Here is a 26,662-nt window from a genome sequence, read left to right as displayed (position 1 = left end):
CCGGCGCAAAGGAGCTCTCATGACTGGTTGGCGGATCCGCGACTTTCACTCTGATGACCTGGACGGCATCCTCCGCCTCTGGGAGGAGATCACGGCCGCCAAGACGGAGCCCGTCTACGGGCTGTCCGAGGTGCTGGCCTCCTGCCAGAAGGACGACGCCGTGATCGCCCTTCACGGCGACGAGGTCGTCGGGGCCGCCGTGGGCCGCGCCGCCCACGCCCAGGGCTGGGTGGTCTTCCTGGCCACCGCGCAGCGCTACCAGGGGCGCGGCATCGGCACGGCGCTGCTGGCTGCCCTCGAGAAGAAGATGTCCCGGCACGCGTTGACCAAGCTGTCCGCGCTGATGCCCGAATCGGCCACCCGCGTCGACGCCTTCGTGAAGCGCGGCTTCGAGGTCAAGCAGCACCTGCGCTACTTCGAGCGCCACATCCCGGTGCAGCGTGAGGAGCTGCGCTCGCTCAGCGAACTGGGTGGGCGCATCCTGCCCCGCGACCTCTGGGAGGGCGTCGGCGGCATGCGCACCGAGAAGGAGCTGCTCGAGCGCCGGCTCGTCATGCCGCTGGCCAAACCGGACATGGCCGAGCAGTACGGCGTCGTGCCGCCGAAGGCGGTCGTGCTCTTCGGTCCTCCCGGAACCGGCAAGACCACCTTCGCCAAGGCCATCGCGTCGCGCCTGGAGTGGCCCTTCGTCGAGGTCTTCCCGTCGCGGCTCGCGGCCGACCCCAAGGGCCTCGCCGGGGCGCTCCGGGAGACCTTCCTGAAGATCTCCGAACTGGAGCATGCGGTCGTCTTCATCGACGAGGTCGAGGAGATCGCGGCGCAGCGCGGCGGTGAGCCGCCCTCGGCCCTGCAGGGCGTCACCAATGAGCTGCTCAAGATCATCCCGGCCTTCCGCGAGCAGCCCGGCCGACTCCTGGTCTGCGCCACGAACTTCATCCGCGCCCTCGATTCCGCCTTCCTCCGGCACGGGCGCTTCGACTACGTCATACCGATCGGGCTTCCGGATGTCGCCGCTCGCCAGGCCATCTGGGAGCGCTATATCCCCGAAGGCAGGAAAGGCACGGTCGACCTCGATGCGCTTGTCGCCGCGAGCGACGGGTTCTCCCCGGCCGACATTGAATACGCCGCCCGGCGTGCCTCCCAGCAGGCTCTGGAACGCGCACTGTTCGAGGGGGCGGACGAGTCGACGCCCGGCGGCCCGAGCACCGAGGACTATCTGGCCGCGATCCGGTCGACCCGCACCACCGTGTCCGCCCAGGTCGCCAGCGAATTCCTGGAGGACATCGAGCTGCTCGCCCGGCTCTAAGCCCGGGCGACGCCCCGAGTCCGGGCGACGATCCTCAGGCCTCGAGCCCCAGTTCGGCGCGGCCCGATTCCTGGATGAACTCGGTCAGGGTGGCCTCGATCGTGGCATAGGACCAGCGGTACGCGGCATCCTCGTCACGCTCGTGCAGGGCCTCGGCCAGTTGGTTGTGCCGGTGGGCCGAGGGTGGTGTGTACTCGGTGATGGTGAAGCGCTTCTCCTCTTCGCGCGTGCGCAGGAGCGCGGCGACCGTGCCGGCGAAGTGCCCCATCACGCTGTTGCCGGAGCCGCTCAGGATCAGGGAGTGGAAGTCGATGTCGGCCTCGAGGAACCGACGGCCGTCGCCGGCGAGGTCGGCCGCGACCATGGCCTCGGCTGCCGCCCGCACGGCGTCCAACTGCTCCGCCGTCATCAGGCGCGCGCTCAGCCGGGCGGCCACGGGTTCGATGCCGAGACGCAATTCGAGCATCTCGCGCATCTGGGTGAGATAGTCGGTGCCGCGGCCGCGCCAGTAGATGATCTGCGGGTGCATCAGGTCCCAGGACTCGCGGGGCAGCACCTGGGTGCCCACCCGCTGCCGCGGCTCGACCATGCCCAGCGACTGCAGCACCCGCAGCGCCTCGCGCAGCACCGAGCGGGATACCGCGAATTCCGTACTGATCAGGTCAAGGTCCAGGATGTCGCCGGGCGGGAATCCGCCGTCGACGATCTGTTGGCCCAGCGAGTTCAATACCCGCGCGTGAAGTCCTCGTTCACGCCACACTCCGGCGCCCGCCCCACGGTTCATCTCTGCTTCTCCCTGCGGCCTGGCCGCGCGCGTCGCCGCGTCATCGCGGCGTCCCCCATCGTGATCGTACCGGCGTTGGTCCCGGAGTCGCGATTCGTGTGTCACACTCAAATATCTGATTAATCAGATTATTGGACAATGAGGTCGCAGTGAAGCAGCCTCGGAATGGAAATTCAGATGATTCTTCCCTGTGCGGCCCCGGTGGTTCCGATCGAACCGGCCGGCAGCGACCTCCAGCTCATCATCGCCGCCCTCGTCGGCGTCGCGGTGATCATCCTGCTCATCACCTGGCTCAAGGTGCATCCCTTCCTCGCCCTCTCGATCGGGGCCGTGGGCGTCGGCGTCGGGGCCGGTTTGGCTCCGGCCGCCGCCGTCACGAGTTTCAGTACCGGCTTCGGCTCCACCATGGCCGGCGTCGGCATCCTGGTCGGCTTCGGCGCCATGTTCGGCAAGCTGCTCGCCGACTCCGGCGGAGCCGACCGCATCGTCGACTCGCTGGTCACCCGCTCGAGCGCCCGCACCCTGCCCTGGACGATGGCCCTGATCGGCGGGCTGATCGGCCTGCCGATGTTCTTCGAGGTCGGCCTCGTGCTGCTCATCCCGGTGATCATCCTGGTGGCCCGCCGCAGCGGGCTCTCACTCATCCGCATCGCCATCCCGGCCCTCGCCGGCCTGTCCGTCATGCACGGCTTGGTGCCGCCGCACCCCGGCCCGCTGGTGGCCGTGACCACGCTCGATGCGAACCTCGGGCTCACCCTCGCGATCGGCGTGCTGATCGCCATCCCGACCGTCATCATTGCCGGCCCGATCTTCAGCAAGTACGCGAGCCGCTGGGTCTCCGTGCCCGTGCCGGCCCTGTTCCTCACCAACGAGGAACAGGGTTTGGGCGAGAACGCTCGCCGACCGAGCTTCCTGATCACCATCTCGGGCATCCTGCTCCCCGTCGTGCTGATGCTCGCCCGGTCGATCGCCGATGCGACCAACCCGGGCTCCACCTCGCCGCTCAACGCCACGCTCGACTTCCTCGGCACCCCGATGATCGCCCTCGGCATCGCCGTGATCTACGCCATGATCGTCTTCGGTCGCGGTGGCGGCATGGACCGCTCCGCCGTCGCAAAGTCGCTCTCCGACTCCTTGCCGCCGATCGCGGGCATCCTGCTCATTGTGGGCGCGGGCGGCGGATTCAAGCAGGTATTGATCGACACCGGCATCGGCACCGTCATCGCCGACGCCGTGGCCGGCAGCAGCATCTCGGTGCTCTTGCTCGCCTGGTTCGTCGCGGCCCTGATCCGGGTCGCCACCGGCTCCGCCACAGTCGCCACCGTGACGGCCGCGGGCATCCTCGCCCCCGTCGCCGCCAGCCTGGGCGGCACGGATGTCTCGCTGATGGTTCTCGCCATCGGCGCCGGATCCCTGTTCCTCTCCCACGTCAACGACGCCGGATTCTGGCTGGTCAAGGAGTACCTCGGCACGACCGTCGGGCAGAACCTGAAGACCTGGACCGTGATGGAATGCCTCATCTCCGTGGTCGGGCTTGCGGGCGTCCTCCTCCTGAATATCGTGATCTAGCATGTTCGACACCCAGCAACCCGTGCTCGTGATCATGGGCATCTCCGGATCCGGCAAGTCCACCGTGGCAGGGCTTCTCGCCGGCCAGCTCGGCTGGGACCTCGAGGAGGGCGACGACCTGCATCCTCAAGAGAACATCGACAAGATGTCGGCCGGCCGGCCCCTGAACGACGAGGACCGCGCGCCCTGGCTCGACACGGTCTCGTCGTGGATCATCGAGCACACCATGGCCGGGGTGCCGGGCATCATCACCTGCTCGGCGCTCAAACGCCGCTACCGCGACGTGCTGCGCGAGCACAACGTGATCTTCGTGCACCTGACCGGATCGACGGACCTGATCGGTCGCCGCCTAGCCGCGCGGCACGACCACTACATGCCGACCTCCCTGCTCGATTCGCAGGTGGCCACGCTCGAGGTGCCGGACGCCGACGAGCGTGCGATCTCCATCGACGCCGGCCGCGCGCCGGCGGAGGAGGCCGCCGAAATCGTGCGGCGACTGGGGCTCACGCCCCGTCCCGGGTCGTCGAGCCTGGGCGCGCCGGAACCGGGCAAGTCATCGGTGCCGCGCCCCGTCCCCCGGCCGAGGACGTAGGCCGACCAATTTCCCCGTTCCTCCGCCAGACCGCGGTGGCCCGTCATTGATGACGAGCCACCGGCGGTCGTTACCCAAAGGGGGTTGTGGGCGTGTGCCTATTCGAGGATGCCGCAGGCGGCCGGGTCCGTCGCTTCTGCAGGCAGGGTCGGGTCGAGTTCGCTTGCACCTCGGCTGAAGTCGTACTCGCCGTTACCGTTGTAGTCGACGCCATGGATCACGACGACGCCTTCGCCCTCGCGGATGGAATCAGCGATCTCTTTCGCCGACCCTGTGCCGTCGGGTCCGGGGTAGCCCGTTCCCGCCACCTTGGTGATGCGGATGTTATCCCGGCTGTAGTGGTAGCTGCCGCTCTCAGACACCGGGAAACGAGTCACATCGAGAAAGCTCGCGGGAGTCGTGTCACCTGTTGTGTTCAGCGACACAACGACAGGACCGTACGCGGGAATCCCCTCAACGGTGTTCAAGCGGCCATCACCGTTGCTGTCCAGTGCCAGTGTGGGGCACTCGTTCAACGCTTGCTCGCCGTAGTGGATGTGTTGCGCATGCGGAGCGTCCGGCGACAGCCCAGAAGCATGCACTTCAATGTGCGTGATCCTCTGGTTGCGAACTGTTGCCGCAGCCGTTCCGGATGCCCCGGAGCCGTTGAGCTCCGTGAGATCGGCGGACAGTGAAACCGTTTTTTGGTCGCCGGAGTGCCCAGGACTGTGCGCTTGAGCTGCGCTGGACCCGAGTGTGGCCGCCGCGAGCAACGCAACGGCGGAAGCCCCCAGAATTCCTATGGAATGTCGTTTCACGATTGTCTCCTTGGTTAGCCGCCAACGAGACGGTCTCGCTGGTCGTGGATAGTTCGTAACGAACACTAGTGAGGTTTGGTCATGTTGGGTGATTTGTGCACTTTCTTTGCCGCCCGGCCACGATCGGAGTGGAGCGCGAACGAATTCTTGAGCGGGTCTGGCGAGTGTCGGTGGCATGAACTACACTCGCAGAATCGAATAAATGTTCGATGAAATCAAGGGAGCCACGCATGCCTCAGATCATCGACGCGGTCGTCAACGTGGAGCTGTCCGTCGACGGCGACCCGCGCGCATTCATCTGGAACCGGTTCGAGCACACCGTCATCGGCCAGCCGCAGGCGATCTTCACCCGCACCCGCTGGTGGGAGAACGCCGGCGGCGTTCCGTCCCGCATCGACACCGAACTCTGGCGCCTCGACGCCTCGCGTGGCGACGAGGAACAGCACCGCTACGACCTGCGGCGCGACATCGACGGGTCCTGGGTGCTCGCCCTCGACTGGGGGTGAGCCCGCTCCCAGCCGGCGTCGATCCGCCCGGGTATAGCCTGAGGGGGTATCCAAGGTTCAACGATCGGCCAGACGGATGCCCAGACCACAATCCGGACGGAGGCGGCATGCTGCACACGCGCGACGCGATCTCGTTCCGTGGTGGCCGCCGGGTCGTTCACTCCGCCGTCCTGGCGGCGCTCACGCTGGCCGCGATGCTGCTCTGCCTGCTCGCCGTGCATTCGGCCGGCCCGGGGCACGGCCTGGGCCATGCCCCGGGTCACAGCCTCTCCGCCGCCGCCGCCGCAGCCACAGCCACAGCCACGACCACAGCCACGACCACGACCACGACCACGACCATGACCATTACAACGGCTACGACCGCGACCGCCGCAGGAGCTCTGACCGCGGCAGTGACCATGACCGCGATGACGGCCGGCCCGCATTCCGGGGCCGAGCACACCGCAGCATCCGCCGGCGCCGTCAGCAGCGCCGACACGAATGCGATGTCGGGCATGGCCGCCCTCGCGACGACCTGTTCCCTGCTGCTGGTCCTCGGCGGCCTGGTCCTGCTGTCCCGGCACCCGTCGTTCTGTCGGCGCCTGCTCGAGGCCGCCGGTTTCGTCGTCGGCTCCTTCCGGGAGATTCCGCTGCACCTGCACCGGCCCAGCCTCACCCTGCTCTCCATCAGCCGCATTTAGGCCGAACCCGTCGCCAGCGCACCCCACCGGGCTGCGCGGCCCGGCCGCACCCCGGCCCCCGGTTTCCAACCCTTTTTGTCGACGAATGGAACAACAATGCTCAGCACCATCCGCACCACCCGCACCCTTCGCACCTCACTGATCACCGCCGCGGTGCTCACCACGGCGCTCACCCTCAGCGCCTGCGGCGGCACCCCGGCTGCCGATGCCCCGGCAGCCGGTGGCAGTACCGGCGGCTCCAGCACCACCGAGTCCGCCTCCGCCAACGCCGCGGACGTCGACTTCGCCCAGATGATGATCCCGCACCACGAGCAGGCCGTCGAGATGAGCGACAACCTCCTCGCCAAGCCGGGGACCGACCCGCGCGTCGTCGCCTTGGCGACCGAGATCAAGGCTGCGCAGGAGCCCGAGATCACCCAGCTGACCGACTGGCTGGGCGAGTGGGGCGCCGACACGGGAGGCATGTCCGACATGGACCACGGCACCGACGGCATGATGAGCGAGGCCGACATGATGACGCTGGACGAAGCCTCGGGCGCCGACGGCGACCAGGTGTTCCTTGAGCTGATGATCGTGCACCACAAGGGCGCGATCGCGATGGCGCAGACGCACCAGGACGAGGGCAGCAACGCCGACGCCCAGGAGCTCTCGGCCGCCATCATCGCGTCGCAGTCCGCCGAGATCGCCGTCATGACCGACCTCCTCACCGAGTTCTGATGCTGACGACTCCCCGGAGAACCCTCCGCCTCGGCGGCGCCGCCGTGGTCACCGTCGGCCTCGCGGCCGCTCTGGCCGGCTGCGCACCCACTCCGGCTGCTCCGTCGGCCGGCGCGCCCGCCACCACCACGGCGGCCTTCGAACACATCCACGGCCTTGGCGCCGACCTCTCCACGGGAGCGACCTACGCCGGCACGCACCAGGGCGTGTGGCAGATTCCGACCGGCCTGCTCCCCGACAGCTACCTCGCCGGAGCGCCGGATGCCGGGCTCACCCGGCCCACCCTGAGCGACGGCCCGGCCTTCGACGCCATGGGCTTCACGGTGGCCGGGCCGGGCCTGCTGCTGGCGTCCGGGCATCCGGGCTCCGACCAGTCCACGTTGACGGGCCCGAATGTGGGACTGATCAGCAGCACGGATGCCGCGGCCAGCTGGACGAACGTCTCGCTCGCCGGCGAGACCGACTTCCACGACCTCGACGCGGTGCCCCTGCCACAGGAGGCCCTGCGCGTCTACGGCTACGACTCCGCCGCCGGCACGGTCAGCATCAGCGACGACGGCGGCGCCACCTGGTCGGCCGGGGCCTCGGTGGCGCTGCGCGACCTCGCGGCCGACCCGGCGAACCCCGACCGGGTCTTCGCGACCACCGAGGACGGCCTGGCCGTGAGCGACGACGCCGGGCGCACATTCGGGCCGGCCTCCGGCGCGCCGATGCTCTACCTGATCGACGTTCAGGATGCCGCGGCCGGCGGCGGTGTCGTCGGCATCGACCCGGACGGCGTGGTCTGGCGTCAGGAGGCCGGAACCTGGAGCCGCGGAGGGCAGACCGAGGGCACCCCGGAGGCCCTCGCTTTCGTCGGCGGCGGTACGCCCTGGCTCCTCGCCGCCGACCAGCGCGGGGTCGTCGCGAGCGACGACTTCGGCCTCACCTGGACCGTGCTCGTCGCGGACCAGGCTTAGACCGGTGCGACGAATGCTCGAATCCGGCCCCGGGGACATACTCGCAGTGACGGGCACCCCGTCCGCCACGGAAGGAGATCGATCATGATGTGGGGTTACAACGGAGGTCCGGGCTGGACCATTTTCTTCAGCCTGCTCATCATCATCAGCATCGCCACGCTCGTCGTGCTGGCCGTACGCCTGTCGGCCGGAAGCAACGACCGGCGCGGACCTGGCTCACCTCCTGGTGGGACCGGCACCCCGGGCACCCCCGGGCGCAGCCGGGCCCGCCAGATCCTCGACGAGCGCTTCGCGTCCGGCGAGCTGACCCAGGAGCAGTATCTCGAGCAGGTCCGGGCCCTCGGCGAGGGCCCGGCGTGAAACCGCTCAGCCGCCGGGCCGCACTCACCCTCGGCGGCCTGGGCGTGGCCGGCACCGTCGTCGGCGGCGCCGGGCTGCTCTGGAGCCGCCCGACGGACCCGTCCGTCGACCGGGGCGTCGCCCCGGAGCCGCTCTCCGGCTTCGCGGACGGCCAGCCGCTGCGCGAACCGCCCGAGTTGCGAAGCGTCGACGGGCTGCTCGAGGTGCGACTGGAGGCTGCCCAGGGGCCGGCCGAGATCGGCGGCCGCACCGTGACGGTCCTCGCCTACAACGAGGGTCTGCCCGGCCCGACCCTGCGCCTGCGGCCCGGCGACCGCCTGCGGGTGCGCCTGCGGAACGGGCTCGCCGACCTCACCAACCTGCACGTGCACGGCCTGCACGTCTCCCCGGAGGGCAACAGCGACAACCCCTTCGTCATGATCGAGCCCGGCGCCGCGTTCGACTACGACTACCGGCTGCCGGGCGACCACCCACCCGGCCTGTTCTGGTACCACCCGCATCACCACGGACTGGTCGCCGACCAGGTCTTCGGCGGCCTGTACGGGGCCATCCTGATCGACGACCCCGAGCCTGTGCCGGTGGCCCGCGAGCGGGTGCTGGTGATCTCCGACCTCACCCCGGACGGTGCCGTCGGGGTTGCCTCGGCCGGCCAGGCCGAACGGATGCGCGGCCGAGAGGGCCGTCTCGTGCTGGTGAACGGGCAACTGAAGCCCCGCATCGACATCCGCCCGGGCGAACGCGAGCGCTGGCGCATCGTCAACGCCTGCGTCTCGCGGTACCTGCGGCTGAGTCTCGACGGTCTGGGGATGCAACTGCTCGGCCTCGACTCCGGCCGGTTCGAGACACCCCGCGACGTGGAGGAGGTGCTGCTCGCGCCCGGTAACCGGGCCGACCTGCTCGTCACCGCGGCGACCTCGGCAGGCGGCGCGACCACCCCGGCCGCACTCCGCGCCCTGCCCTACGACCGCGGCAGCACGGGCATGGGCATGGGCGGCATGATGGGCGGCGGCAGCGGCTCGTCCACCCGGACGGTCGACCTTGCCACGGTGACCGTCTCCGGCGAACCGGTGGCCGCGGCATCCGACGTTCCCCGCCGCGCGGCGGAACGCGACCTGCGCGGCGCCGGCGTGACGGCCCGCCGCGAGCTGGCGTTCGCCATGGGCATGGGTGGCGGCATGGGCGGCGGGGGCATGAGCTTCACCATCAACGGCGAGCCGTTCGACGGCGACCGGGTCGACACCACCGTGCAGGCCGGCGGCGTCGAGGAATGGCTGCTCTCGAACTCGAGCCCGATGGATCATCCGGTGCACCTGCACGTCTGGCCGATGCAGCTCATCGAGCGGAACGGCCGCGTCGTCCAGGCGGCCGAGTGGCAGGACGTGGTCAACGTGCCGGCCGGCGGAACGGCCCGGGTGCGCATCGCATTCGACGACTTCCCGGGTCGCACGGTCTACCACTGCCACATCCTCGACCACGAGGACCTCGGCATGATGGGTGTGATCGACGCCCGAGGCGGCTCCGCGCCCGGCGCCGGGTAGGCACGCCACAGCCCCGTGCGGCGCAGCCGAACCCACCACGACCACCACGCTCGCAGCCGGCTCCCAGCCGCCCCGGGTCGGACAGGCTGCTCGCCTAGAATGAGCCGGAAAGAATCGAAGGACATGAAGCACACTGGGTTGTTCCGGCGCACACCGCCGGTCACGGTCGACACCGGCCGCCTCGCCGATTTCGGTTACCTCGACCCAGGTGCGGTCTATCTCGACTCCGCCTGTCAGAGCCTCCGGCCGCAGCCGGTCCTGGACGCCCTGACCGAGTACTACACGGCGTACAACGCCTGCGGCGGGCGCGTGAAATACGCCTGGGGCACCCGCGTCGACCGGAAGGTGCAGGACACCCGCAAGGCGGTTCTCGACCTGCTCGACCTGTCCGGCCGCAGCCACGCGGTCTCCTTCACCCTCAACACGACCTTCGGCCTGAACCTGCTGCTGCAGCAGCTGCCGCAGGGCCGGTTCGGCCGGGTGGTCACGAGCCACATCGAGCACAACTCGGTCTTCCTGCCCACCATCACGGCGGCCACCCGGCTGGGCGTGCCCCGTCTGGTGCTCGACCGTGCCCCCGACGGCGCCCTGGTCTACCAGCCGGCCCAGCTCGAACGCGCGGTCGTGGTCGTGAACGTGGCCTCGAACATCGACGGCCGCCTGCTGACCAACCTCACCGACCTGGTGCGCGACACCCACGCCCGCGGCGGCATCGTCATCCTCGACGCCGCCCAGGCGATCGCGCACGAACGCACCCTGCTGGCCAGAACCGAGGCAGACGCACTGTGCTTCTCCGCCCACAAAACGTACGGCGCCAGCCTCGGGGTGGTCGTGGCCACCCAGGAGCTGCTCGGATCCCTCGCGCTCACCTTCGTGGGCGGCGGCATGGTGACGAATGTCCGTGAAGACTCCTACGACCTGCTCACCGACGACCCGGGCGCCCTGCTCGAACCCGGTCTGCAGGCCTGGGGCGAGATCATCGCCCTCGGCCGCGCGATCGAGTGGCTGGGCCAGGTGCGTCCCGGCGGACGGCCCGCGGCGGAGCACCTCCAGGGGCTCTCGCAGCGCCTCTTCGAGGGTCTTCACGACATCCCCGGCCTCACCCTCGTGAACACCGAAGCCAGCCCCGTGATCAGCGTCTACGCGCCGAAGCAGGACTCGCACCGGCTCGCGGTGTTCCTCTCCCAATCGCAGATCATGGTGCGCAGCGGATACTTCTGCGCCCACCACTACCTGAAAGACCAGCTCGGGCTGCCGCCGCTGCTGCGCTTCTCGCTCGGACTGCACTCAACCACGGCCGACATCGATCAGGCCTCACAGGCCCTCGCGCGCCTGATGAAAGGCCTCTCCTAAGTGTTCTGTATTGCCGCATTCATCGTTCTCGTCTTCATGGCTGCCGTATCGGCCCGCTACCGCCGCTACCTCGGCAAGGCGTGGAACTGCACCCTCCGCCGCGTCACATTCCGCCCCTGCGACACCACCTTCAAGCAGGACATCAAGGATCACCTGCTGGCGCCGCTGGCGGTGCGAAGTCCGAAGCTGGTGGGCCCGGCATCCGTCGCCCTCGAGGTGGTCGCGCTGCTCGTGGTACTGACCACCGTCTGGAGCGCCTACGTCGTCGTCAAGAGCGGCGTGAACCTCTACGTCTACGGCACCTGCAACAAGCAGGATTCCGCATCGTGCAGCCTGGGCGCCGAGGCCTGCTCGATCCCCGACCAGACGCCCACCTTCGGCGAATCGCTCCTGTCCGGCGACGTGATCGGCGCGTTCGGCAACGACTTCGCCAGCCTCGGCGAGACCTTCTCGGCGATCCCCTCCCGCATGCAGAACTGGGACGCCGAGGAGTACCTGCCGGCCAACGCCAGCTACCTCACCGTGTACGACAAGGAGAAGGAGACCGCGCTCGAGGTGATCGACCCCGGCTGCACCTACTGCCTGCAGCTGTTCAACAACATCGAGGAGGCCGGGTTCGACGACCGGATGAACCTCACCTACATCGCCTACCCGATCGCCTCCGCCGACGGTTACAAGTTCCAGAACTCGCTGCTCGTCACCCAGTACCTCGAGGCGCTGCGGCTGAACCCGCTCGAGGGCGCTGAGACGCCGGTCGACTGGGAGATCCTCCGCCGGATCTACACGGAAGACGACGCCAACGGCGTGTCCTGGCAGAGCGTGCTCAACGGCGCCGAGCCGGAGACCGCCACCGCGCTGCTGCAGGACTGGTCGGCCGAGTTCGGCCTCAGCCCGGAACAGGTCGCCGACGTGGCATCCGTCGCCGCCTCCGACGAAGTCGCCGACATCATCGCCGCGAACACGCGACTGGTCGAGGAGAGCATTCACACCGTGAAGATCCCGTCGATCATCTTCGACGGGCGCCGGCATGACGGCCTGGTCTCGGTCGACGACCTGGAGTAGCCGACCAACGGGTGTTCGAACCGGAGGGACCGGCGGGACCGGCTATACCGGCTTGACGACCATTAGTACGACCACGGCCACCAGGAGCAGCGAGGCGATCCCCGAGCCCATGGCCACGCGCGAGTAGCCGGCGACCTTCGTGCCGGCGACCCGGGTGCCGCTGGCGGACTGCTCGGCGAGGAGCTCGGAGGCCGACTTCATGGCCGGGATCACGAGGAACAGGCTGATCGCCAGCGCTGCGGCGTAGAGCACGATCGAGAGCCAGACCCAGGTTGAGGCGAAGGAGGCGTTGTCCCGGAATCCGAGTGCGCCGAAGCCGAAGAACACGACCAGCACCGACAGCAGGGTGAAGATATTGGTCGACTTCGCCAAGGAGGCCACCTGGCCCGCTTCGCCGGCGCGCATGGAGCGCATGGCAGTCATGGGGAGGATGGCCATGGGCCCGACGATGAAGACGCCGGAGACAATGTGCAGGGTGCTGAGCAGTGGTTCCATTTCTTCAGCGTAGGCCCGGGCGGCGCCCTCGGGTGAACCGACACGTTCGAGGGGTTGGCGGCGGCCCGCACCCCTCAGGGCTGTCGCTTCGAGGCCCCCACCTCGGGGTGGTCGTCGGGCAGGGCGTTCCGGGAGCCGGCGCGCAGCAGCACGAGATTCTTCCGCTCCCAGTCGAGCAGGGCCTGTCGCTGCGGATCGATCGCCCGGCCTTCCGCGCAGGCCGCCGCGGTGCGCCCGCAGACGCAGGCCAGCGGCTTGCCCGCCACGGCGTGGTGCAGCTGCCCGATCCGCCAGAGCACGGCCATCGCCCAGTCGAGCTGGCGGTGCGCAAGCTCGGTCTTCCGCTCCGCGCGCCGCACCAGGTCGCTCTCGAGGAGTGCGCGCACCCGGGCGCTCTTCGCGGGGTCGGACTCGCCGGCCACGACGCCGCGCAGCTCCGCCACCTGCGCGGCGAGCCCGTCGATCGCCGCTTGCCGTTCGGCATCCACCACCGCCGACTTCTCGGCGAACAGGCGGTGATTCTCCTGCTGGTCGGCGTACTGGCCGACCCACAGCTTGATGTGCTCCGCGTCCCGGCGGGTGGCCTTCTCCGCCCCCAGGTGGTGCAGGCAGGATGCGCAGACCACCTGGTCGGTCGCCGAGGTGAACGTGAACGGCTGCAGCGACTGGCAGCAGAAGCACTGCGCCCGGATGGCCACATGCAACGGATACGGGTGGGTCACGGTTGGTCCTTCGCTAGCCTTGGTCAGCCTTACCGCCGAGCGTACCAATCGGCGGGATGCCCCGGGCCGGCCCTTTCTCGCAACATCCGGCCGGGCACTCATCCGGCCACGGTCCGAGCGCGGTGAGCGCGCAGCGTTCCGGTGCCGGGGCCGGCGTCAGTCGCTCGAGCAGCAGGTCGACGAGCCCAGCCACAAACGTCGGGTGGAGGCCTGGGGTCGACACCCGGGCGAACCCGAGGTTGTGCGCGGCGGCAGTGGCAGCCGCCTCCGTGTCGAGGTCCCAGGTAACCTCCATGTGGTCGGAGATGAACCCGATCGGAACGACCACGACGGCACGGGTGCCGGCCGCGGCGAGCAGGGTGATGGCGTCGTTGACGTCAGGTTCGAGCCACCGCATGCCGGGCGGGCCCGAACGTGACTGGTAGGCCAGGGACCACGCCGGGGTGACTCCGGCCTCGGCGCCATCGGCCGCCGCAGCGGCAACCGCGGCCATCACCACCTCGGCGACTGCTCGGTGTTGAGCCTCGTAGGCGCCGCCGGTGCCGAAGGATCGCTCGCGCGGGCCGCTGCGCACGGCATCCGCCGTCGGAATGGAGTGGGTCGTGAAGAGCACGTGCACGTCGGACGGGGCCAGGCCCCGCCGGGCGAATTCGGCGAGGGCAGAGCAGACTCCCACCACGAAGGGCGCGATGAAGCCGGGATGGTCGAAGTAGGGGCGCACCGCGTCGATGCGCACGGTATCGCCGAGCCCCGTGGCACCCTGCGCCTCAGCCAGATCCTCCCGGTATTGCCGGCAGCTCGAGTAGGAGCTGTACGCGCTCGTCGTGAGCGCGAGCAGCCGGGTATGTCCGGCGCCGACGGCCTCGGCCACGGCGTCCCCCAGGTACGGAGCCCAATTGCGGTTTCCCCAGTACACCGGCACGGCCGTGCCGCGAGCGGCCAGTTCGTCCTGGAGCGCGTCGCGGAGGGCGCGGTTCTGGGCATTCACCGGGCTCACACCGCCGGAGGCGCGGTAGTGGGTGGCCACGGTTTCCAGGCGGGCTTCCGGGATTCCGCGACCACGGGTGACGTTGCGGAGGAACGGAATTACGTCGTCCTGGCCCTCGGGGCCGCCGAACCCGAGGAGGATGACGGCGCCGTACCCGGTCGGCTCCACGCCAGTGACAGGCCCTGAGCCAGTCACTGGCGCTGGCTCAGGCACCAACGAGTGCCGAAGCCGCGCCAGGCTGGAACGGGCAGGCCGGGTCCTCGCCCAGCGGATCACCGCTCGAAGCGAACGCGCGGGCTCGGGAGCCACCGCACAGGTCCGCGTACTCGCAGCTGCCGCAGCGACCGGTGAACTCCGTCGCCCTGATCTGTTTGAGCAGCGGGTTGTCCCGGTAGATCTCGGCCAGCGGGGTCGTGCACACATTACCGAGCCCGAGCGGAAGGAACCCGGCCGGGTAGACCTCGCCGTCATAGGCCACGAAGACGATGCCCTTGCCGTCGCGGGTCGACGCGGTCTGCGCCCTCGGCAGGCCTGCGGGCGGCCCCATCAGGGTTTCCAGCCGCGCGGACAGGGACGTGTACCCTGCGCTCGTCGGCGCAGGGTCGCCGGCCCGGCGGCGGGCCACGACGCGCCGGAAGAAGGGTGCTTCAACCGTGCGCACGATGAAGCCGTGCTGGGAGGCGTCGAAGAGGAAGTGGCAGATGTCCTCGTGCTCGGCCGGGGTGACGGCCTCGGTCGAGACCCCGCGGCCGACCTGAACCAGGAAGAACACCTCCCAGATCGCGGCTCCGGCGTTCTTGATCAGGGCCGCGACATCGGCCAGTTCTTCGACGTTGGCGCGCATGACGGTCGTGTTGACCTGCACGGTCAGCCCGGCTGCAGCGAGGGCTCGGATCGCCGCCACGGTGTCGTCGAAATGGCCCGGGATGCCGCGCACGCCCTCATGGGTTGCGGCGACGGCGCCATCGAGGCTGATCGACACCGCCTTGACCCCGCTCGCCACGATCCGTTCGATCATCTGCGGTGTGAGGGTCGGCGTCACCGAGGGGGACAGCGCCGTCGGCAGGCCAAGTCCGGTGGCGTAGTCGACGAGTTCGAACAGGTCCGGGCGCATCAGGCAATCTCCGCCGGTCAGCACCAGAATCGGGTACGGCCGGCCGAAACCGGCTACCTGGTCGATCAGGTCCTTGCCCTCTGCCGTTGTGAGCTCACCCGGCAGCGCCTGCATCGTGGCGCTGGCCCGGCAGTGTTTGCAGGCAAGCGCGCAGGCCCGGGTCGTTTCCCAGAACACGAGCATCGGGCGCTGCGCATAGTCCGGGCCCTTTCCGCGGCGGGCGGCAGGCAGGGTCGGCAGTACAGCGGTCTCGCCGAGGGGGATGCTGAGCCCGCTCATGCGGACACCTCGTTCCGGGGACGAGCCTCACTCAGAAGCTGCACGATGCTGTCGGCCGTGCGCTCGGCATCCGCCACGCAGCTGGCTAACCCGACCCCGCGGTAGGCGGAACCGGTCAGGTAGAGCCCCGGAAGTTGGCCGAGGGCTTCTTCCGCGGCGACCAGCCGGCCCTGGTGGCCGACGATGTACTGCGGCATCGCCTGCAGCCAACGTTCGATGTGCTGTTCGGTGGGTCGCCCGGTGAGACCCATGGCCTCGACGAGCTCCGCATGCACCCTGCTGACCAGGGTGTCCTCGTCGAGGTCCAGCCAGCGCTGATCGCGGCGGCGACCGACCATGCAACGGATGATCACGGTGCTGTCATCGGCGAGGTGCGGCCACTTGGCACTGGACCAGGTGCAGCCGACGATGAGCCTGCCCTCCTCCGGCGGCACCAGGAAACCCGTGCCGGTGAGGTTGCGGGCGACCGCGGAGCGCGGGTACGCCAGGCAGATCGTGGCGACGTCGACGTAGGGGATGCCGGCCAGCGCGGCGGCCAGGTCGGGGGCCTCCTCGCGCACCATGTCCGCCGCAGCGAACGCGGGGGTGGCGAGAACCACCGCATCGGCCTTGAGGACCGTGCCATCGCTCAGCGTCACCTCGTAGCCGCCGATACTGCGCGACACGGAGTCGACGGCCGTATTGAGGCGCACCTCGTCGCCCACGACGCGAGCGGCCAGCGCGTCGATCAAACGGGCCAGCCCGCCACGGAGCGTGACGAGCACCGCCCCGCCGGCACGCTTGGATGCGGCCGGGGCGTTCCTGCGCCGACGACGCAGCCCGAGGTAGAGGCTGCGATTGCCGCGGGCGAGCGCTTCGATGTCGGGAGCAGTGCTGCGGGCGCTGAGCTCGTCCGCCCGGCCGGCATGCACGCCGCCGAGCAGCGGATCGACGAGGCGGTCGAACACCTGCTTGCCCATTCGCGGTCGTACGAGTTCTGCGATCGTGGGATCGTCGGGCAGCGCCGCCGGAGCCGCCTTCACCAGGTCCAGGGCGGCGCGGGCCAGGCCGAGGGGGGAAAGCAGCCGGGATTTCATCAAGGGCAGCAGGCGGTCGGGAATCCCGAACAGGGTTCCGGCGGGGAGGCGGCGGAGCTTCCCGCGCGACCAGATCCGGGCGCCGGACCCGGCGGGGGCCACGACGAGGTCGCCGAGGCCAAGGTCCTCGATGAGCGCCGCCGCCACCGGTGCCCGCACCATCAGCGCGTCCGGTCCGACGTCGACGAGTTGCCCGCCGAACTGCTCGGTGGAGATCTTGCCTCCCAGTCGCGCCCCTCCCTCGACGAGGGTGAGTTGCACTCCGTCGCCAAGCCGGCGGTGCAGATAGTGTGCTGTCGCCAATCCGCTGATTCCGCCGCCGACGATGACGACCCGTGGTTGAGAGAGCACTGTATATTCCTCCAGTTGCCGGTGAATCCGGTGCAACCGGTAACCTGTGGCAATTTCGTTACTTCGATCCTACGACCGTCGACTCCGGCCATTCCGCGTCGGCCGTCACCGACGACCGCCGATCAGAGGGCGAATCGCCGCTCGGACCGGGCCCTGATCGACGCTGCACTCCTGCCGAATCAAGGCCATATTCTCTACTCTGCATATTCCGTCGGGCGGTCGCGCGAGACAGTGGCGACGGCGCGCTCCACGGCCGCGACAGAGAGGGCGACGTCCTCCGCATCCGTCGACCAGTTGCTCACCGAGACCCGCAGCACGTCGCGGCCCTGCCAGTGGGAACCCGACATCCAGGTGGTTCCGTCGGCGAGCAGCGCCTCGGTCACTCGGCGGGTGAGCTCGTCGTCGCCGAAGCTGACGCAGACCTGGGTGAAGACCACGTCGTTCAGTACCTCGGCGCCGGGGATGCGCGCCAGCCCGTCGGCGATGGCCCGGGCTCGATCGGCCAGACGTTCCACCAGCTCCACGGTGCCCGACCGGCCCAGGGAGCGCAGTGCCGCCCAGACCGGAACGCCACGTGCCCGGCGCGACAGTTCGGGAACCTTCTCGTAGGGGTCGCCCGGACCGGTCTCGTCCGCGAACAGATAGCTCGTGTGCACGCCGAAGGTGGACCGCACCTCGGCGGGCCGGGCCACGATGGCCATGCCGCAGTCGTAGGGCACTTGGAGGGTCTTGTGTGCGTCGGTGGCCCAGGAATCGGCGGTGTCGAGGCCCGCCAGCCGTTCGCGGTAACGCGGGCTGGCGGCGGCCCAGAGGCCGAATGCGCCGTCGACGTGCACCCAGGCGCCGTGTTGGTGGGCCAGGGTGGTGAGTTCGCCCACCGGATCGAAGGCGCCGGAGTGCAGGTTGCCGGCCTGCAGGCAGACGATTGCGGGGCCCGCGACCTGGTCGAGTCGGGCCGCCAGGGCAGTGGGGAGCATGCGCCCCTGGGAGTCGGACGCAACGACGATGGGGGCGCCGAGTCCTAGGTAGCGGAGGGCCAGGTCGATCACCGCGTGGCGCTCCTCGCCCACGTAGACGGAAACGCGCGGGGATCCGGACAGACCCAAGGCGGCGACGTCCCAGCCGGCGTCGCCGAGAACGTGATCGCGCCCGGCGGCCAGACCCACGAAGTTCGCCATGGTGGCCCCGGTGGTGAAGCCCACGTCGGCCCCGGGCGGCAGCCCCAGCAAGTCGAGGATCCAGCCGCCGGCGGCCTCCTCGGCGGCCGCGGCGGCCGGGGTCGCGAAGCGCATGCCGGCGTTCTGGTCCCATGCGCTGACCAGCCAGTCGGCGGCCAGGGCTGCCGGCAGCGTGCCGCCGATCACCCAGCCGAAGAAGCGGCCGGAGGGCATCGCCATCAGGCCAGGTTCGGACAACCGGGCCAGTTCGTCGATCACCTCCGCCGGGTCCGTCGGCTGAGCCGGCAGAGGTGCCGCGAAGCCCGCGGCGAGGGTGTCGGCGTCGGCCTGTGGACCTACCGGACGGGTCGGAACGGAGGCGAGCCAGCGCATCGCATGCGTTTGCGCCCGCTCCAGCGCGGCACGGTAATCCTCCGGATCAGCCGACATGCCGCGAGCCTAGCGCCGGGCCACGGTCAGGGGAAGAGAGCTGCTCTCCGGGCGCAGATCGAGCCGCCGCAGCAGCTGCGCGTTCAGCGCCACGACCACCGTCGACGCCGACATGAGCAGCGCTCCGACCTCCATGGGCAGCACGAATCCGATCGGTGCCAGCACGCCTGCCGCGAGCGGCACCGCCAGGAGGTTGTAACCCCCCGCCCACCACAGGTTCTGCGTCATCTTGCGATAGCTCGCCCGGGACAGCTCGATCACCGAGAGCACCGAGCGAGGGTCGTCGCTGGCGAGGATGACACCCGCGGAGGCGATCGCGACATCCGTGCCCGCTCCGATGGCGATACCCACGTCGGCCTGCGCCAGGGCGGGCGCGTCATTGACGCCGTCGCCGACCATGGCGACCTTCCGGCCCTCGACCTGCAGCTCGGCCACCTTCGCGGCCTTGTTCTCGGGGCGCACGCCGGCGAACACGCGGTCGATGCCGAGTTCTGCGGCGACCGACCGGGCCACCGGTTCGGCGTCGCCGGTGATCATCACGACCTGGACGCCCAGCGCGTGCAGCGCGTCGACGGCCTGCCGGGATTCCGGCCGCACGGCGTCGGCCAGGCCGATCGCGCCGATCACCACGTCGCCGCGTAGGACGTGCAGCACGATGGCGCCCTCGTCAGCCCAGGACTCGGTCACCGGCAGCGGGCGCGCACCGTGTTCCCGAAGCAGGCCGGGGCCGCCGACGCTCACCTGCTGCCCGTCGACCGCACCCGTGACGCCCACGGCCGCGGATGCCCGGAACCCCGTCGCCTGCGGCACGCGCACCCGGCGTTCTCCAGCCGCCGCCACGATGGCTCGGGCCAGCGGATGTTCGCTGTCGGCTTCCACGGCCGCCGCCAGCGCCAGCAGCTCGCCTTCTGCCCCCGATGCATCCCCGACCGCGTCCACCGACGCATCCGTCGCCGCGAGGTGCGTGACCGTGGGTGCGCCCGTGGTCAGGGTGCCGGTCTTGTCGAACAGCACCGCGTCAACCGTTCGCATGCTCTCCAGGGCCAGCCGGTCCTTGATCAGTACGCCGCCCTTCGCGGCCCGCTCTGTGGCGATCGAGACCACCAGCGGAATCGCGAGCCCGAGCGCGTGCGGGCAGGCGATCACCAGCACGGTCATGGTGCGCACGACCGCGATCTCCGGCATGCCGAGCAGCGCCGACCAGACGAACGCGGTGACCACGCCGGCGCCGAGCGCGAACCAGAACAGCCAGCCGGCCGCCCGGTCGGCGAGGCGCTGCGCGTGCGACGACGACGACTGCGCCTCCGCCACAAGCCGCTGGATACCGGCCAGGGCCGTGTCGTCGCCCACGGCGGTGATCAGCACCCGGAGCGCCGTGTCCGTGGCCACTGTGCCCGCGACAACCGGGTCACCCGGCCCCCGGCTCACCGACCGGGACTCCCCCGTGATCATCGACTCGTCCACGTCGGCGGTGCCCTCGGTGACTCGCCCATCGGCCGGCACCCGGCCGCCGGGACGAACGATGACGAGGTCACCCACCCGCAGCTCGGTCGGGGCCACCACCTGAACCTCGCCGCCGCCCGCACCGCCCTCGATCCGCTCCGCCTGGTCCGGCAGCAACGCCGCCAGCGATTCGAGCGCCGTGGAGGTCTGGGCGAGCGAGCGCATTTCGATCCAGTGGCCCAGCAGCATGATCGTGATCAGCAACGCCAGCTCCCACCAGAAGTCGAGTTCGGGGGCCAGGATGCCGAGGCTCGCCCCCCACGACGACACGAACGCGACCGTGATCGCGAGTCCGATCAGGAGCATCATGCCGGGCTTCCGTGCACTGAGCTCCGCGACGGCCCCCGTGAGGAAGGGCTGCCCGCCCCAAAAATACATGACGGTGCCCAGAACGGGCGAGATCCACTGGATTCCGGGCAGGTCGGGCCTGGAGTATCCGAGAACCATCGAAAACATGTGGCTGAAGGCGACAACCGGCACACTGAGGGCCAGCATCCCCCAGAACAAGCGCCGGAACCCGGCCACGTGGTCGCCGTGACCGGTGTGGCCCATGGCCGCGTGGCCGCCCGCATTCATCGCCCCGTGATTCTTATCCATACCGCTAAGGTATACCCCCCAGGGGTATGCTTTCAGAAGACAGCGCAGCACCGCACCACGGCGCCGCACAACGAATGATAGGAATTCCGATGACCACCCCGACCCCGTCCCCGTCCCCGTCCCCGTCCAGCCTGACCGAGGAGTTCCAGGTCACCGGCATGACCTGCCAGCACTGCGTCGGAAGCGTCGTTGCCGCGCTCGGCAAGCTCGCCTCGGTGGAAGCCGTCACGGTGGACCTGAACAGCGGCGGAGCCTCCACCGTTCGGGTCACCAGCGCCGCCGCCCTCGACCGGGCCACCGTGGGATCCGCCGTCACCACGGCCGGATACCAGCTGGCCTGAACCGAAGTACGGGTGTCACCCTGCCGGCGGTCCTGCTACGCTCGCGCCGAATGATTCGGCATCTGCGGGGACGGAGAACGGATGACCGACAGTCGTGCACGTGTGATCGTTCAAGAGGGGCCGTGGGGTTTCTTCTTCCTGCTGGCCTATATCGGAGCCGCGATCTACTTCGTCTCCGTCTCAGACGGCTCCTTCTGGGGTGTCATCCTGGGGCTGCTCCAGGCGATCGTCTGGCCGGTCTACGTCGTCTATCACGCGTTGGTGCTGCTCGGCGCTTGACCGCGGCTCAGCGTCGGGCGTTCGACTCGGGACGCAGCCGGATGAGCCGATGCGGGCCATCCTCCTGCAGCTCGGCCACGTCGCTCCGGGACGACAGGAAATCGGTGAAGGACCGGAAGCCGAGCGGCTTCTCGTTGAACGAGGGGTCCATCCGGCGCATCTGGTTCTTGACCGATCCGGTGTTCAGCCACTCGTCGTCGTCGCCCTTGGCGTGAGCGATCTGCAGGGCACGCACGAGGAGCTCCGTCGCGATGGTCTGCGGGTCGATGTCATCGGCCGGTTCCGGCTCGTCGAAGGGCAGATCCTCGGTGTGCGAGAACATCGGAACCATCGTCAGATTACGGGCCGGGATGGCGGCCGTTTCGGGTTGCGCAACCGCCACCGTGACCGCGGGCCCGGCAGCCTTCCGGCCCGATGGGGGCTTATCCGCAGTCACCGCGGCCGCAGGAGCACTGAGGGTGACCTTGGCAATTCCGGGGAGGGAGTCGTAGTCCTCGAATTCGTCACAGGCGGCCGCGAGGGAGGTGCTGGTCGACCCGGCGACTCCGATGCCCACGACGAAGCGACCGAGCCGTTTCGACTTCTGGGCCAGGGCGATGTAGTCGGAGTCACCGGCGATGATGATGACATGGGTGAGGTCGGGCAACCGGAAGAGGTCTTCGACCACGTCGACGGCCAGACGGATGTCCGCGCCGTTCTTGGTGCCCCGCGTGGTCGTGGTGAACAGCTGGGTGAGGTCCACCGCCCGCGACATGAGCTGACGCTGGTAACTCGCATTGACGGGCACCGACCAGTCGGCGTACGCGCGGTTCACGACCAATGTGCCGAATGACGCGGCAAAATCGATGATGGCGTTGAAATCGACTGTCGCGGCGTTCAGTCTCGCCGTGATGACGGGGTCGGCATCCGAGCTGGACCGGTCGAAATTACGGATGCCGTCGCGCTGGAAGGCATTGCGACCGTGCAACTGCTGATAGCGCGAGATGACGATGTTGTCGAAGTCGATATAGAGGCCGACGCGTGCGTCGTTCGGTTCAGTCATGGTGGATTCCTTCAGCTACCGGGCAGACGGATCGGTCGCGACCCGGACTCAAGTCTGCTGCGCGTGACGCGACGACAGCAAACCCACATCGGATCGGCGCCGGGTCGCGACCAGCAGGATTCCGGCGCCGGCCAGCAGAACACCCAGGACAAGAGTCCCCCCAGCGGCGAAGCCCGTGTCTGCCAGGGTCGGCCGTGCGACGACAGCCGTGGCCGGCTCGTCGTCCAGTACGGGGACCGTCTGCCCTGACGGGGCCGGGGCCGGGACCGCGGTTTCGGTGGGAACGGGGAGGGGCTGGGGTAGAGCGAGGGCGTCAGACCGGTAGGGGATGGTCAGGGTTGCCTGGGCAGGCGCGACGCCCGGCTCGGTCCCGGAGGGTTCCGGGAAGCAGGAGCCGACAAGCACGACAGTCCCCACGAGCGTCGCGGCGTTCGTGCTCAGCCAGAGCGACACGGGCTCCAGCGGGACAGTGGCGACGCCGTCAGCGAGAACGACGATGGCAGGCGTCAGCACGATTGAGCTCGAGGACCGCCGCAGGTGCACAATAAGTCATGGCCAATGAAGATCCATGCCCGGTTTTCTTTCTTTCCGATAGCACCGGGATCACGGCGGAAACGCTCGGGAGCACCCTGCTGTCCCAGTTTCCCACTCTGGAGTTCGACCGCACGACGATCCCGTTCATCCTGAACGTGGACCAGGCCCGGGCCGTGGTCGACCTGATCGACGCTCTGGTGGAGCGCGGCCAGAAACCGATCGTGTTCTCCACGGCCGTGACCAGCGACATCCGCCACACCCTGGGCACCTGCAAGGCGACTCTGATCGACCTGCTCGGAACCTACCTGGGCGAGCTCGAGGAAGCCCTGGCGACTCAGCCCAGCAACGAACCGGGTCGGGCGCACGGCCTCGGTAACGCCGCCCGATACCAGTCCCGAATGACGGCGGTCGAATACGCGATGGAGCACGATGACGGCCAGAGCCTGCGCGCACTCGAGAAGGCGCAGCTGATCCTGGTCGCCCCGTCGCGCTGCGGCAAGACTCCCACAACGATGTACCTGGCGCTGCAGCACGGCATCTTCGCCGCGAACTTCCCGCTTGTGGACGAGGATTTCGAGCGGGAAGGGCTCCCCAAACCGCTGCGGCCATTCGTGGACAAGTGCTTCGGGCTCACCACCAATCCCCTGCGCCTGAGCCAGGTCCGCACCCAACGGCGCGAGGGTTCGCCCTACGCCTCCCTGCGCCAGTGCGGATTCGAGTTGCGCAGTGCGGAACGGCTGTACGCCTCCCACGGCATCCCGTTCCTCAACTCGGCGAGCATGTCCGTGGAGGAGATGTCGGCCATGATTCTGCAGCAAATGAACCTCAAACGTTGACTCACGTTCGAAACGCAGACAAGTGAACATGTCAATCAAGTAAACAAATCGGGCTCAGGCGGGATAGACCTGCCACTATGGGACCAGGGCGCTTATCCATGAGATGAGCCTCCTCACCTCGTGGCCTCACCTCTGGTCGCACACTGCAAGGGAGCAGAACACATGACGACAGACATCCTCTGGTTTTCAGAGATCGGCCTCACCGACCTGGAGCGGGTGGGCGGCAAGAACGCCTCTCTGGGCGAAATGGTGCAAAACCTGACCTCGGCCGGCGTCAAGGTGCCCGACGGCTTCGCCACCACCGCAGACTCCTACCGCCGCTTCCTCTCCGATTCCGGTTTGGACCGGCGGATCATCGAGCGCCTGAAGGGCCTCGACATCGACGACGTCACCGAGCTGGCAGCGGCCGGCAAGGAAATCCGCGGCCTGATGCGCGACACGCCCTTCCTGCCCGAGTTCGAGTCCCAGGTCCGCGCCGCCTATGCCGCCCTGGTCGAGAAGCACGGCGGCTCCGACGACATTTCCTGGGCCGTGCGCTCCAGTGCCACGGCCGAGGACCTTCCGGATGCGTCCTTCGCCGGTCAGCAGGAGACGTTCCTGAATGTGCGCGGGATCGAGAACATCCTGCCGGCCATCAAGGATGTCTTCGCCTCGCTCTACAACGACCGGGCGATCGCCTACCGGGTGCACCACAACTTCGAACACGCCGAGGTGGCGCTGTCGGCCGGTATCCAGCGCATGGTGCGCTCGGACATCGGCTCCTCCGGGGTCATGTTCACGATGGACACCGAGTCCGGCTTCCGCGACGCGGTCTTCATCACCTCGTCCTACGGGCTGGGCGAGGCCGTCGTGCAGGGCGCCGTCAACCCCGACGAGTTCTACGTCTACAAGCCGTCGCTCGAGGCCGGCCGTCCCGCCATCCTCAAGCGCACCCTCGGCGAGAAGGCGCTGCAGATGACCTTCACCCAAAACCGTGAGATCGGCCGCACGATCGACTTCGTGCCGGTGGACGTCGCACTCCGCAACCTGTTCAGCATCACCGACGCGGACGTGGAGGAGCTGGCCCGCCACGCCCTCTTGATCGAGGCGCACTACGGGCGCCCGATGGACATCGAGTGGGGCAAGGACGGCGTCGACGGCGGCATCTACATCCTGCAGGCCCGCCCGGAGACCGTGCAGTCGCGGGCGACCGCCGTGTCCCAGAGCCGGTTCAAGATGAATGAGACCGGCAAGGTCTTGGTCGAGGGGCGCGCGATCGGCCAGCGGATCGGCGCCGGCAAGGTGCGCATCCTCTCCTCCATCGACCAGATGGCGAGCTTCGCCACCGGTGACGTGCTCGTCGCGGACATGACCGACCCCGACTGGGAACCGATCATGAAGCGCGCCAGTGCCATCGTGACCAACCGCGGCGGCCGCACCTGCCACGCCGCGATCATCGCCCGCGAACTCGGCATCCCCGCAGTCGTCGGCACCGGGACCGCCACCGACATCCTCTCCGACGGCCTCGAGGTCACGGTCTCCTGCGCCGAGGGTGAGGCCGGCCTGATCTACGAGGGTCTGCTCGACTTCGGCATCGAGGAGACCGCGCTCACCACCCTGCCGCCGGCACCGGTGAAGGTCATGATGAACGTCGGCACGCCGGAGCAGGCGTTCACGTTCGCCCAGCTGCCCAACCACGGTGTGGGTCTCGCCCGGCTCGAATTCATCATCAACCGGCAGATCGGCATCCACCCCAAGGCCCTGCTCAACCTGGCCGACCAGCCCGACGACGTGACCCGCGAGATCAACACCCGCATCGCCGCCTACGGCAACCCGCGCGACTACTACATCAAGCGCCTGGCCGAGGGCGTGTCCACCATCGCGGCCGCGTTCGCCCCTGAGACCGTGATCGTGCGGATGAGCGACTTCAAGTCCAACGAGTACGCCAACCTCATCGGCGGACCGGCCTACGAGCCGCACGAGGAGAACCCGATGCTCGGGTTCCGCGGAGCGTCCCGCTACCTCGAGCCCTCGTTCCGGGACTGCTTCGACCTCGAATGCGAGGCCCTGTCGTTCGTGCGCAATGAAATGGGGCTGACCAACGTCAAGCTGATGATCCCCTTCGTGCGCACCCTGGACGAGGCCGCCGGAGTCATCGAGCTGCTCGCCGAGAACGGGCTGCGCCGCGGGGAGAACGGCCTCGAAGTCGTCATGATGTGCGAGCTGCCGGCCAACGCACTGCTCGCCGACGAATTCCTGGACTACTTCGACGGCTTTTCCATCGGCTCCAACGACATGACGCAGCTAGCGCTCGGCCTCGACCGCGACTCGGCGATCGTCGCCGGCAGCTTCGACGAACGCAACCCGGCCGTCAAGAAGCTGCTCAGCATGGCGATCGCGGCCTGCAAGGCCCGCGGCAAATACGTGGGCATCTGCGGTCAGGGCCCCAGCGACCACCCGGACTTCGCCGAGTGGCTCGTGGCCGAGGGCATCGACTCCGTGTCACTGAACCCCGACACCGTGGTCGACACCTGGCTGCGCCTCGCGGGCGTCACCGCGGGCAGCAACCACTTCGGCACGGATGACGATGCCACCGACCCCGAGGAGGCCTCGGCCGCCTGATCGATGGTCGACTTCGACCCACGGGGCATGGCGGCGGAGCCATCGCGCCCCGGGGGTCGAGCCCGTGGAGACCC

At 69.0% G+C, this 26,662-nt stretch carries 26 protein-coding genes; 15 read left to right on the top strand and 11 right to left on the bottom strand.

Annotated features, from left to right (window positions below; genetic code table 11):
* The first annotated feature begins 19 nt into the window (after positions 1-19).
* Positions 20-1,306, top strand: coding sequence for an ATP-binding protein (locus E3T28_RS05475; RefSeq protein WP_134428706.1), 1,287 nt, complete (start codon positions 20-22; stop codon positions 1,304-1,306).
* Between the two features lie 34 nt (positions 1,307-1,340).
* Here E3T28_RS05475 and E3T28_RS05470 read toward each other — a convergent pair whose 3' ends face one another.
* A complete protein-coding gene (locus E3T28_RS05470) occupies positions 1,341-2,090 on the bottom strand; it encodes a FadR/GntR family transcriptional regulator (RefSeq protein WP_134428704.1) in 750 nt (249 codons plus the stop codon).
* 177 nt (positions 2,091-2,267) lie between these two features.
* Between E3T28_RS05470 and E3T28_RS05465 the strand changes: the two genes are divergently transcribed.
* Both E3T28_RS05465 and E3T28_RS05460 read left to right on the top strand, forming a co-directional pair.
* Entirely contained in the window at positions 2,268-3,659 is a 1,392-nt protein-coding gene (locus E3T28_RS05465; protein ID WP_134428702.1) for a GntP family permease, read from the top strand.
* A gap of 1 nt (position 3,660) precedes the next feature.
* Positions 3,661-4,251 carry a gluconokinase gene (locus tag E3T28_RS05460; RefSeq protein ID WP_134428700.1) on the top strand — a complete coding sequence of 197 codons (591 nt, stop codon included), beginning with the start codon at positions 3,661-3,663 and terminating at the stop codon, positions 4,249-4,251.
* 98 nt (positions 4,252-4,349) lie between these two features.
* Here E3T28_RS05460 and E3T28_RS05455 read toward each other — a convergent pair whose 3' ends face one another.
* Positions 4,350-5,048 (bottom strand): CHRD domain-containing protein, encoded by a 699-nt coding sequence (locus E3T28_RS05455; RefSeq protein ID WP_134428698.1) that lies wholly within the window; start codon positions 5,046-5,048, stop codon positions 4,350-4,352.
* Positions 5,049-5,278: 230 nt separating this feature from the next.
* Between E3T28_RS05455 and E3T28_RS05450 the strand changes: the two genes are divergently transcribed.
* From E3T28_RS05450 to E3T28_RS05415, 8 genes are all read left to right on the top strand, one after another.
* Positions 5,279-5,554, top strand: coding sequence for a hypothetical protein (locus E3T28_RS05450; protein WP_134428696.1), 276 nt, complete (start codon positions 5,279-5,281; stop codon positions 5,552-5,554).
* 107 nt (positions 5,555-5,661) lie between these two features.
* Positions 5,662-6,234, top strand: a complete 573-nt coding sequence (locus E3T28_RS05445; protein WP_134428694.1) for a hypothetical protein — start codon at positions 5,662-5,664, stop codon at positions 6,232-6,234.
* A gap of 96 nt (positions 6,235-6,330) precedes the next feature.
* Positions 6,331-6,951 carry a DUF305 domain-containing protein gene (locus E3T28_RS05440; protein WP_134428692.1) on the top strand — a complete coding sequence of 207 codons (621 nt, stop codon included), beginning with the start codon at positions 6,331-6,333 and terminating at the stop codon, positions 6,949-6,951.
* On the top strand, positions 6,951-7,910 hold the full coding sequence (locus tag E3T28_RS05435; RefSeq protein ID WP_198417159.1) for a F510_1955 family glycosylhydrolase: 960 nt from the start codon (positions 6,951-6,953) through the stop codon (positions 7,908-7,910). The genes E3T28_RS05440 and E3T28_RS05435 overlap by 1 nt, the downstream gene beginning before the upstream one ends.
* 84 nt (positions 7,911-7,994) lie before the next feature.
* On the top strand, positions 7,995-8,270 hold the full coding sequence (locus tag E3T28_RS05430) for an SHOCT domain-containing protein (RefSeq protein WP_134428690.1): 276 nt from the start codon (positions 7,995-7,997) through the stop codon (positions 8,268-8,270).
* A complete protein-coding gene (locus E3T28_RS05425; protein ID WP_134428688.1) occupies positions 8,267-9,808 on the top strand; it encodes a multicopper oxidase family protein in 1,542 nt (513 codons plus the stop codon). Before E3T28_RS05430 ends, E3T28_RS05425 begins: the two co-directional genes overlap by 4 nt.
* 123 nt (positions 9,809-9,931) lie before the next feature.
* The gene (locus E3T28_RS05420; protein ID WP_166786930.1) at positions 9,932-11,161 is read left to right on the top strand and encodes an aminotransferase class V-fold PLP-dependent enzyme; all 1,230 of its coding nucleotides are present in this window, start codon (positions 9,932-9,934) and stop codon (positions 11,159-11,161) included.
* On the top strand, positions 11,162-12,223 hold the full coding sequence (locus E3T28_RS05415) for a DsbA family protein (RefSeq protein WP_134428684.1): 1,062 nt from the start codon (positions 11,162-11,164) through the stop codon (positions 12,221-12,223). It abuts the gene before it with no gap.
* A gap of 42 nt (positions 12,224-12,265) precedes the next feature.
* Here the strand turns inward: E3T28_RS05415 and E3T28_RS05410 are convergent, their stop codons facing one another.
* The 7 genes from E3T28_RS05410 to E3T28_RS05380 all read right to left on the bottom strand — a co-directional run bounded on the left by E3T28_RS05410 (position 12,266) and on the right by E3T28_RS05380 (position 20,955).
* Positions 12,266-12,718 carry a DUF2269 family protein gene (locus E3T28_RS05410; RefSeq protein WP_134428682.1) on the bottom strand — a complete coding sequence of 151 codons (453 nt, stop codon included), beginning with the start codon at positions 12,716-12,718 and terminating at the stop codon, positions 12,266-12,268.
* Between the two features lie 74 nt (positions 12,719-12,792).
* On the bottom strand, positions 12,793-13,440 hold the full coding sequence (locus E3T28_RS05405) for a hypothetical protein (RefSeq protein ID WP_134428680.1): 648 nt from the start codon (positions 13,438-13,440) through the stop codon (positions 12,793-12,795).
* A gap of 13 nt (positions 13,441-13,453) precedes the next feature.
* The gene (locus tag E3T28_RS05400; protein ID WP_134428715.1) at positions 13,454-14,665 is read right to left on the bottom strand and encodes a ferrochelatase; all 1,212 of its coding nucleotides are present in this window, start codon (positions 14,663-14,665) and stop codon (positions 13,454-13,456) included.
* Positions 14,634-15,821: a TIGR04053 family radical SAM/SPASM domain-containing protein gene (locus tag E3T28_RS05395; RefSeq protein WP_134428678.1), complete on the bottom strand. Its 1,188-nt coding sequence runs from the start codon at positions 15,819-15,821 to the stop codon at positions 14,634-14,636. Before E3T28_RS05395 ends, E3T28_RS05400 begins: the two co-directional genes overlap by 32 nt.
* Entirely contained in the window at positions 15,818-17,248 is a 1,431-nt protein-coding gene (gene hemG / locus E3T28_RS05390; protein WP_166786929.1) for a protoporphyrinogen oxidase, read from the bottom strand. The genes E3T28_RS05395 and hemG overlap by 4 nt, the downstream gene beginning before the upstream one ends.
* Before the next feature lie 194 nt (positions 17,249-17,442).
* Positions 17,443-18,855 (bottom strand): pyridoxal phosphate-dependent decarboxylase family protein, encoded by a 1,413-nt coding sequence (locus tag E3T28_RS05385; RefSeq protein ID WP_134428674.1) that lies wholly within the window; start codon positions 18,853-18,855, stop codon positions 17,443-17,445.
* Positions 18,856-18,864: 9 nt separating this feature from the next.
* Positions 18,865-20,955: a heavy metal translocating P-type ATPase gene (locus E3T28_RS05380; protein ID WP_134428672.1), complete on the bottom strand. Its 2,091-nt coding sequence runs from the start codon at positions 20,953-20,955 to the stop codon at positions 18,865-18,867.
* A gap of 89 nt (positions 20,956-21,044) precedes the next feature.
* Between E3T28_RS05380 and E3T28_RS05375 the strand changes: the two genes are divergently transcribed.
* Entirely contained in the window at positions 21,045-21,296 is a 252-nt protein-coding gene (locus tag E3T28_RS05375; RefSeq protein WP_134428670.1) for a heavy-metal-associated domain-containing protein, read from the top strand.
* Positions 21,297-21,377: 81 nt separating this feature from the next.
* The gene (locus E3T28_RS05370) at positions 21,378-21,575 is read left to right on the top strand and encodes a hypothetical protein (RefSeq protein WP_134428668.1); all 198 of its coding nucleotides are present in this window, start codon (positions 21,378-21,380) and stop codon (positions 21,573-21,575) included.
* Positions 21,576-21,582: 7 nt separating this feature from the next.
* Here E3T28_RS05370 and E3T28_RS05365 read toward each other — a convergent pair whose 3' ends face one another.
* Both E3T28_RS05365 and E3T28_RS05360 read right to left on the bottom strand, forming a co-directional pair.
* On the bottom strand, positions 21,583-22,617 hold the full coding sequence (locus tag E3T28_RS05365; RefSeq protein WP_134428666.1) for an NYN domain-containing protein: 1,035 nt from the start codon (positions 22,615-22,617) through the stop codon (positions 21,583-21,585).
* Between the two features lie 48 nt (positions 22,618-22,665).
* A complete protein-coding gene (locus E3T28_RS05360; protein ID WP_134428664.1) occupies positions 22,666-23,130 on the bottom strand; it encodes a hypothetical protein in 465 nt (154 codons plus the stop codon).
* Positions 23,131-23,168: 38 nt separating this feature from the next.
* Here E3T28_RS05360 and E3T28_RS05355 point away from each other — a divergent pair, with 38 nt between their 5' ends.
* Positions 23,169-23,987, top strand: a complete 819-nt coding sequence (locus tag E3T28_RS05355; protein ID WP_134428662.1) for a pyruvate, water dikinase regulatory protein — start codon at positions 23,169-23,171, stop codon at positions 23,985-23,987.
* Between the two features lie 162 nt (positions 23,988-24,149).
* Complete coding sequence (gene ppsA / locus E3T28_RS05350; protein WP_134428660.1) at positions 24,150-26,588, top strand: phosphoenolpyruvate synthase; 2,439 nt, start codon at positions 24,150-24,152, stop codon at positions 26,586-26,588.
* Positions 26,589-26,662 lie beyond the last annotated feature (74 nt).

This window comes from Cryobacterium sinapicolor, assembly GCF_004403465.1.
In the GTDB taxonomy this organism is placed as follows: Bacteria; Actinomycetota; Actinomycetes; order Actinomycetales; family Microbacteriaceae; genus Cryobacterium; species Cryobacterium sinapicolor.
Note: the sequence above shows the minus strand (reverse complement) of the source record. Positions and strands in the feature narration are given on the sequence as shown.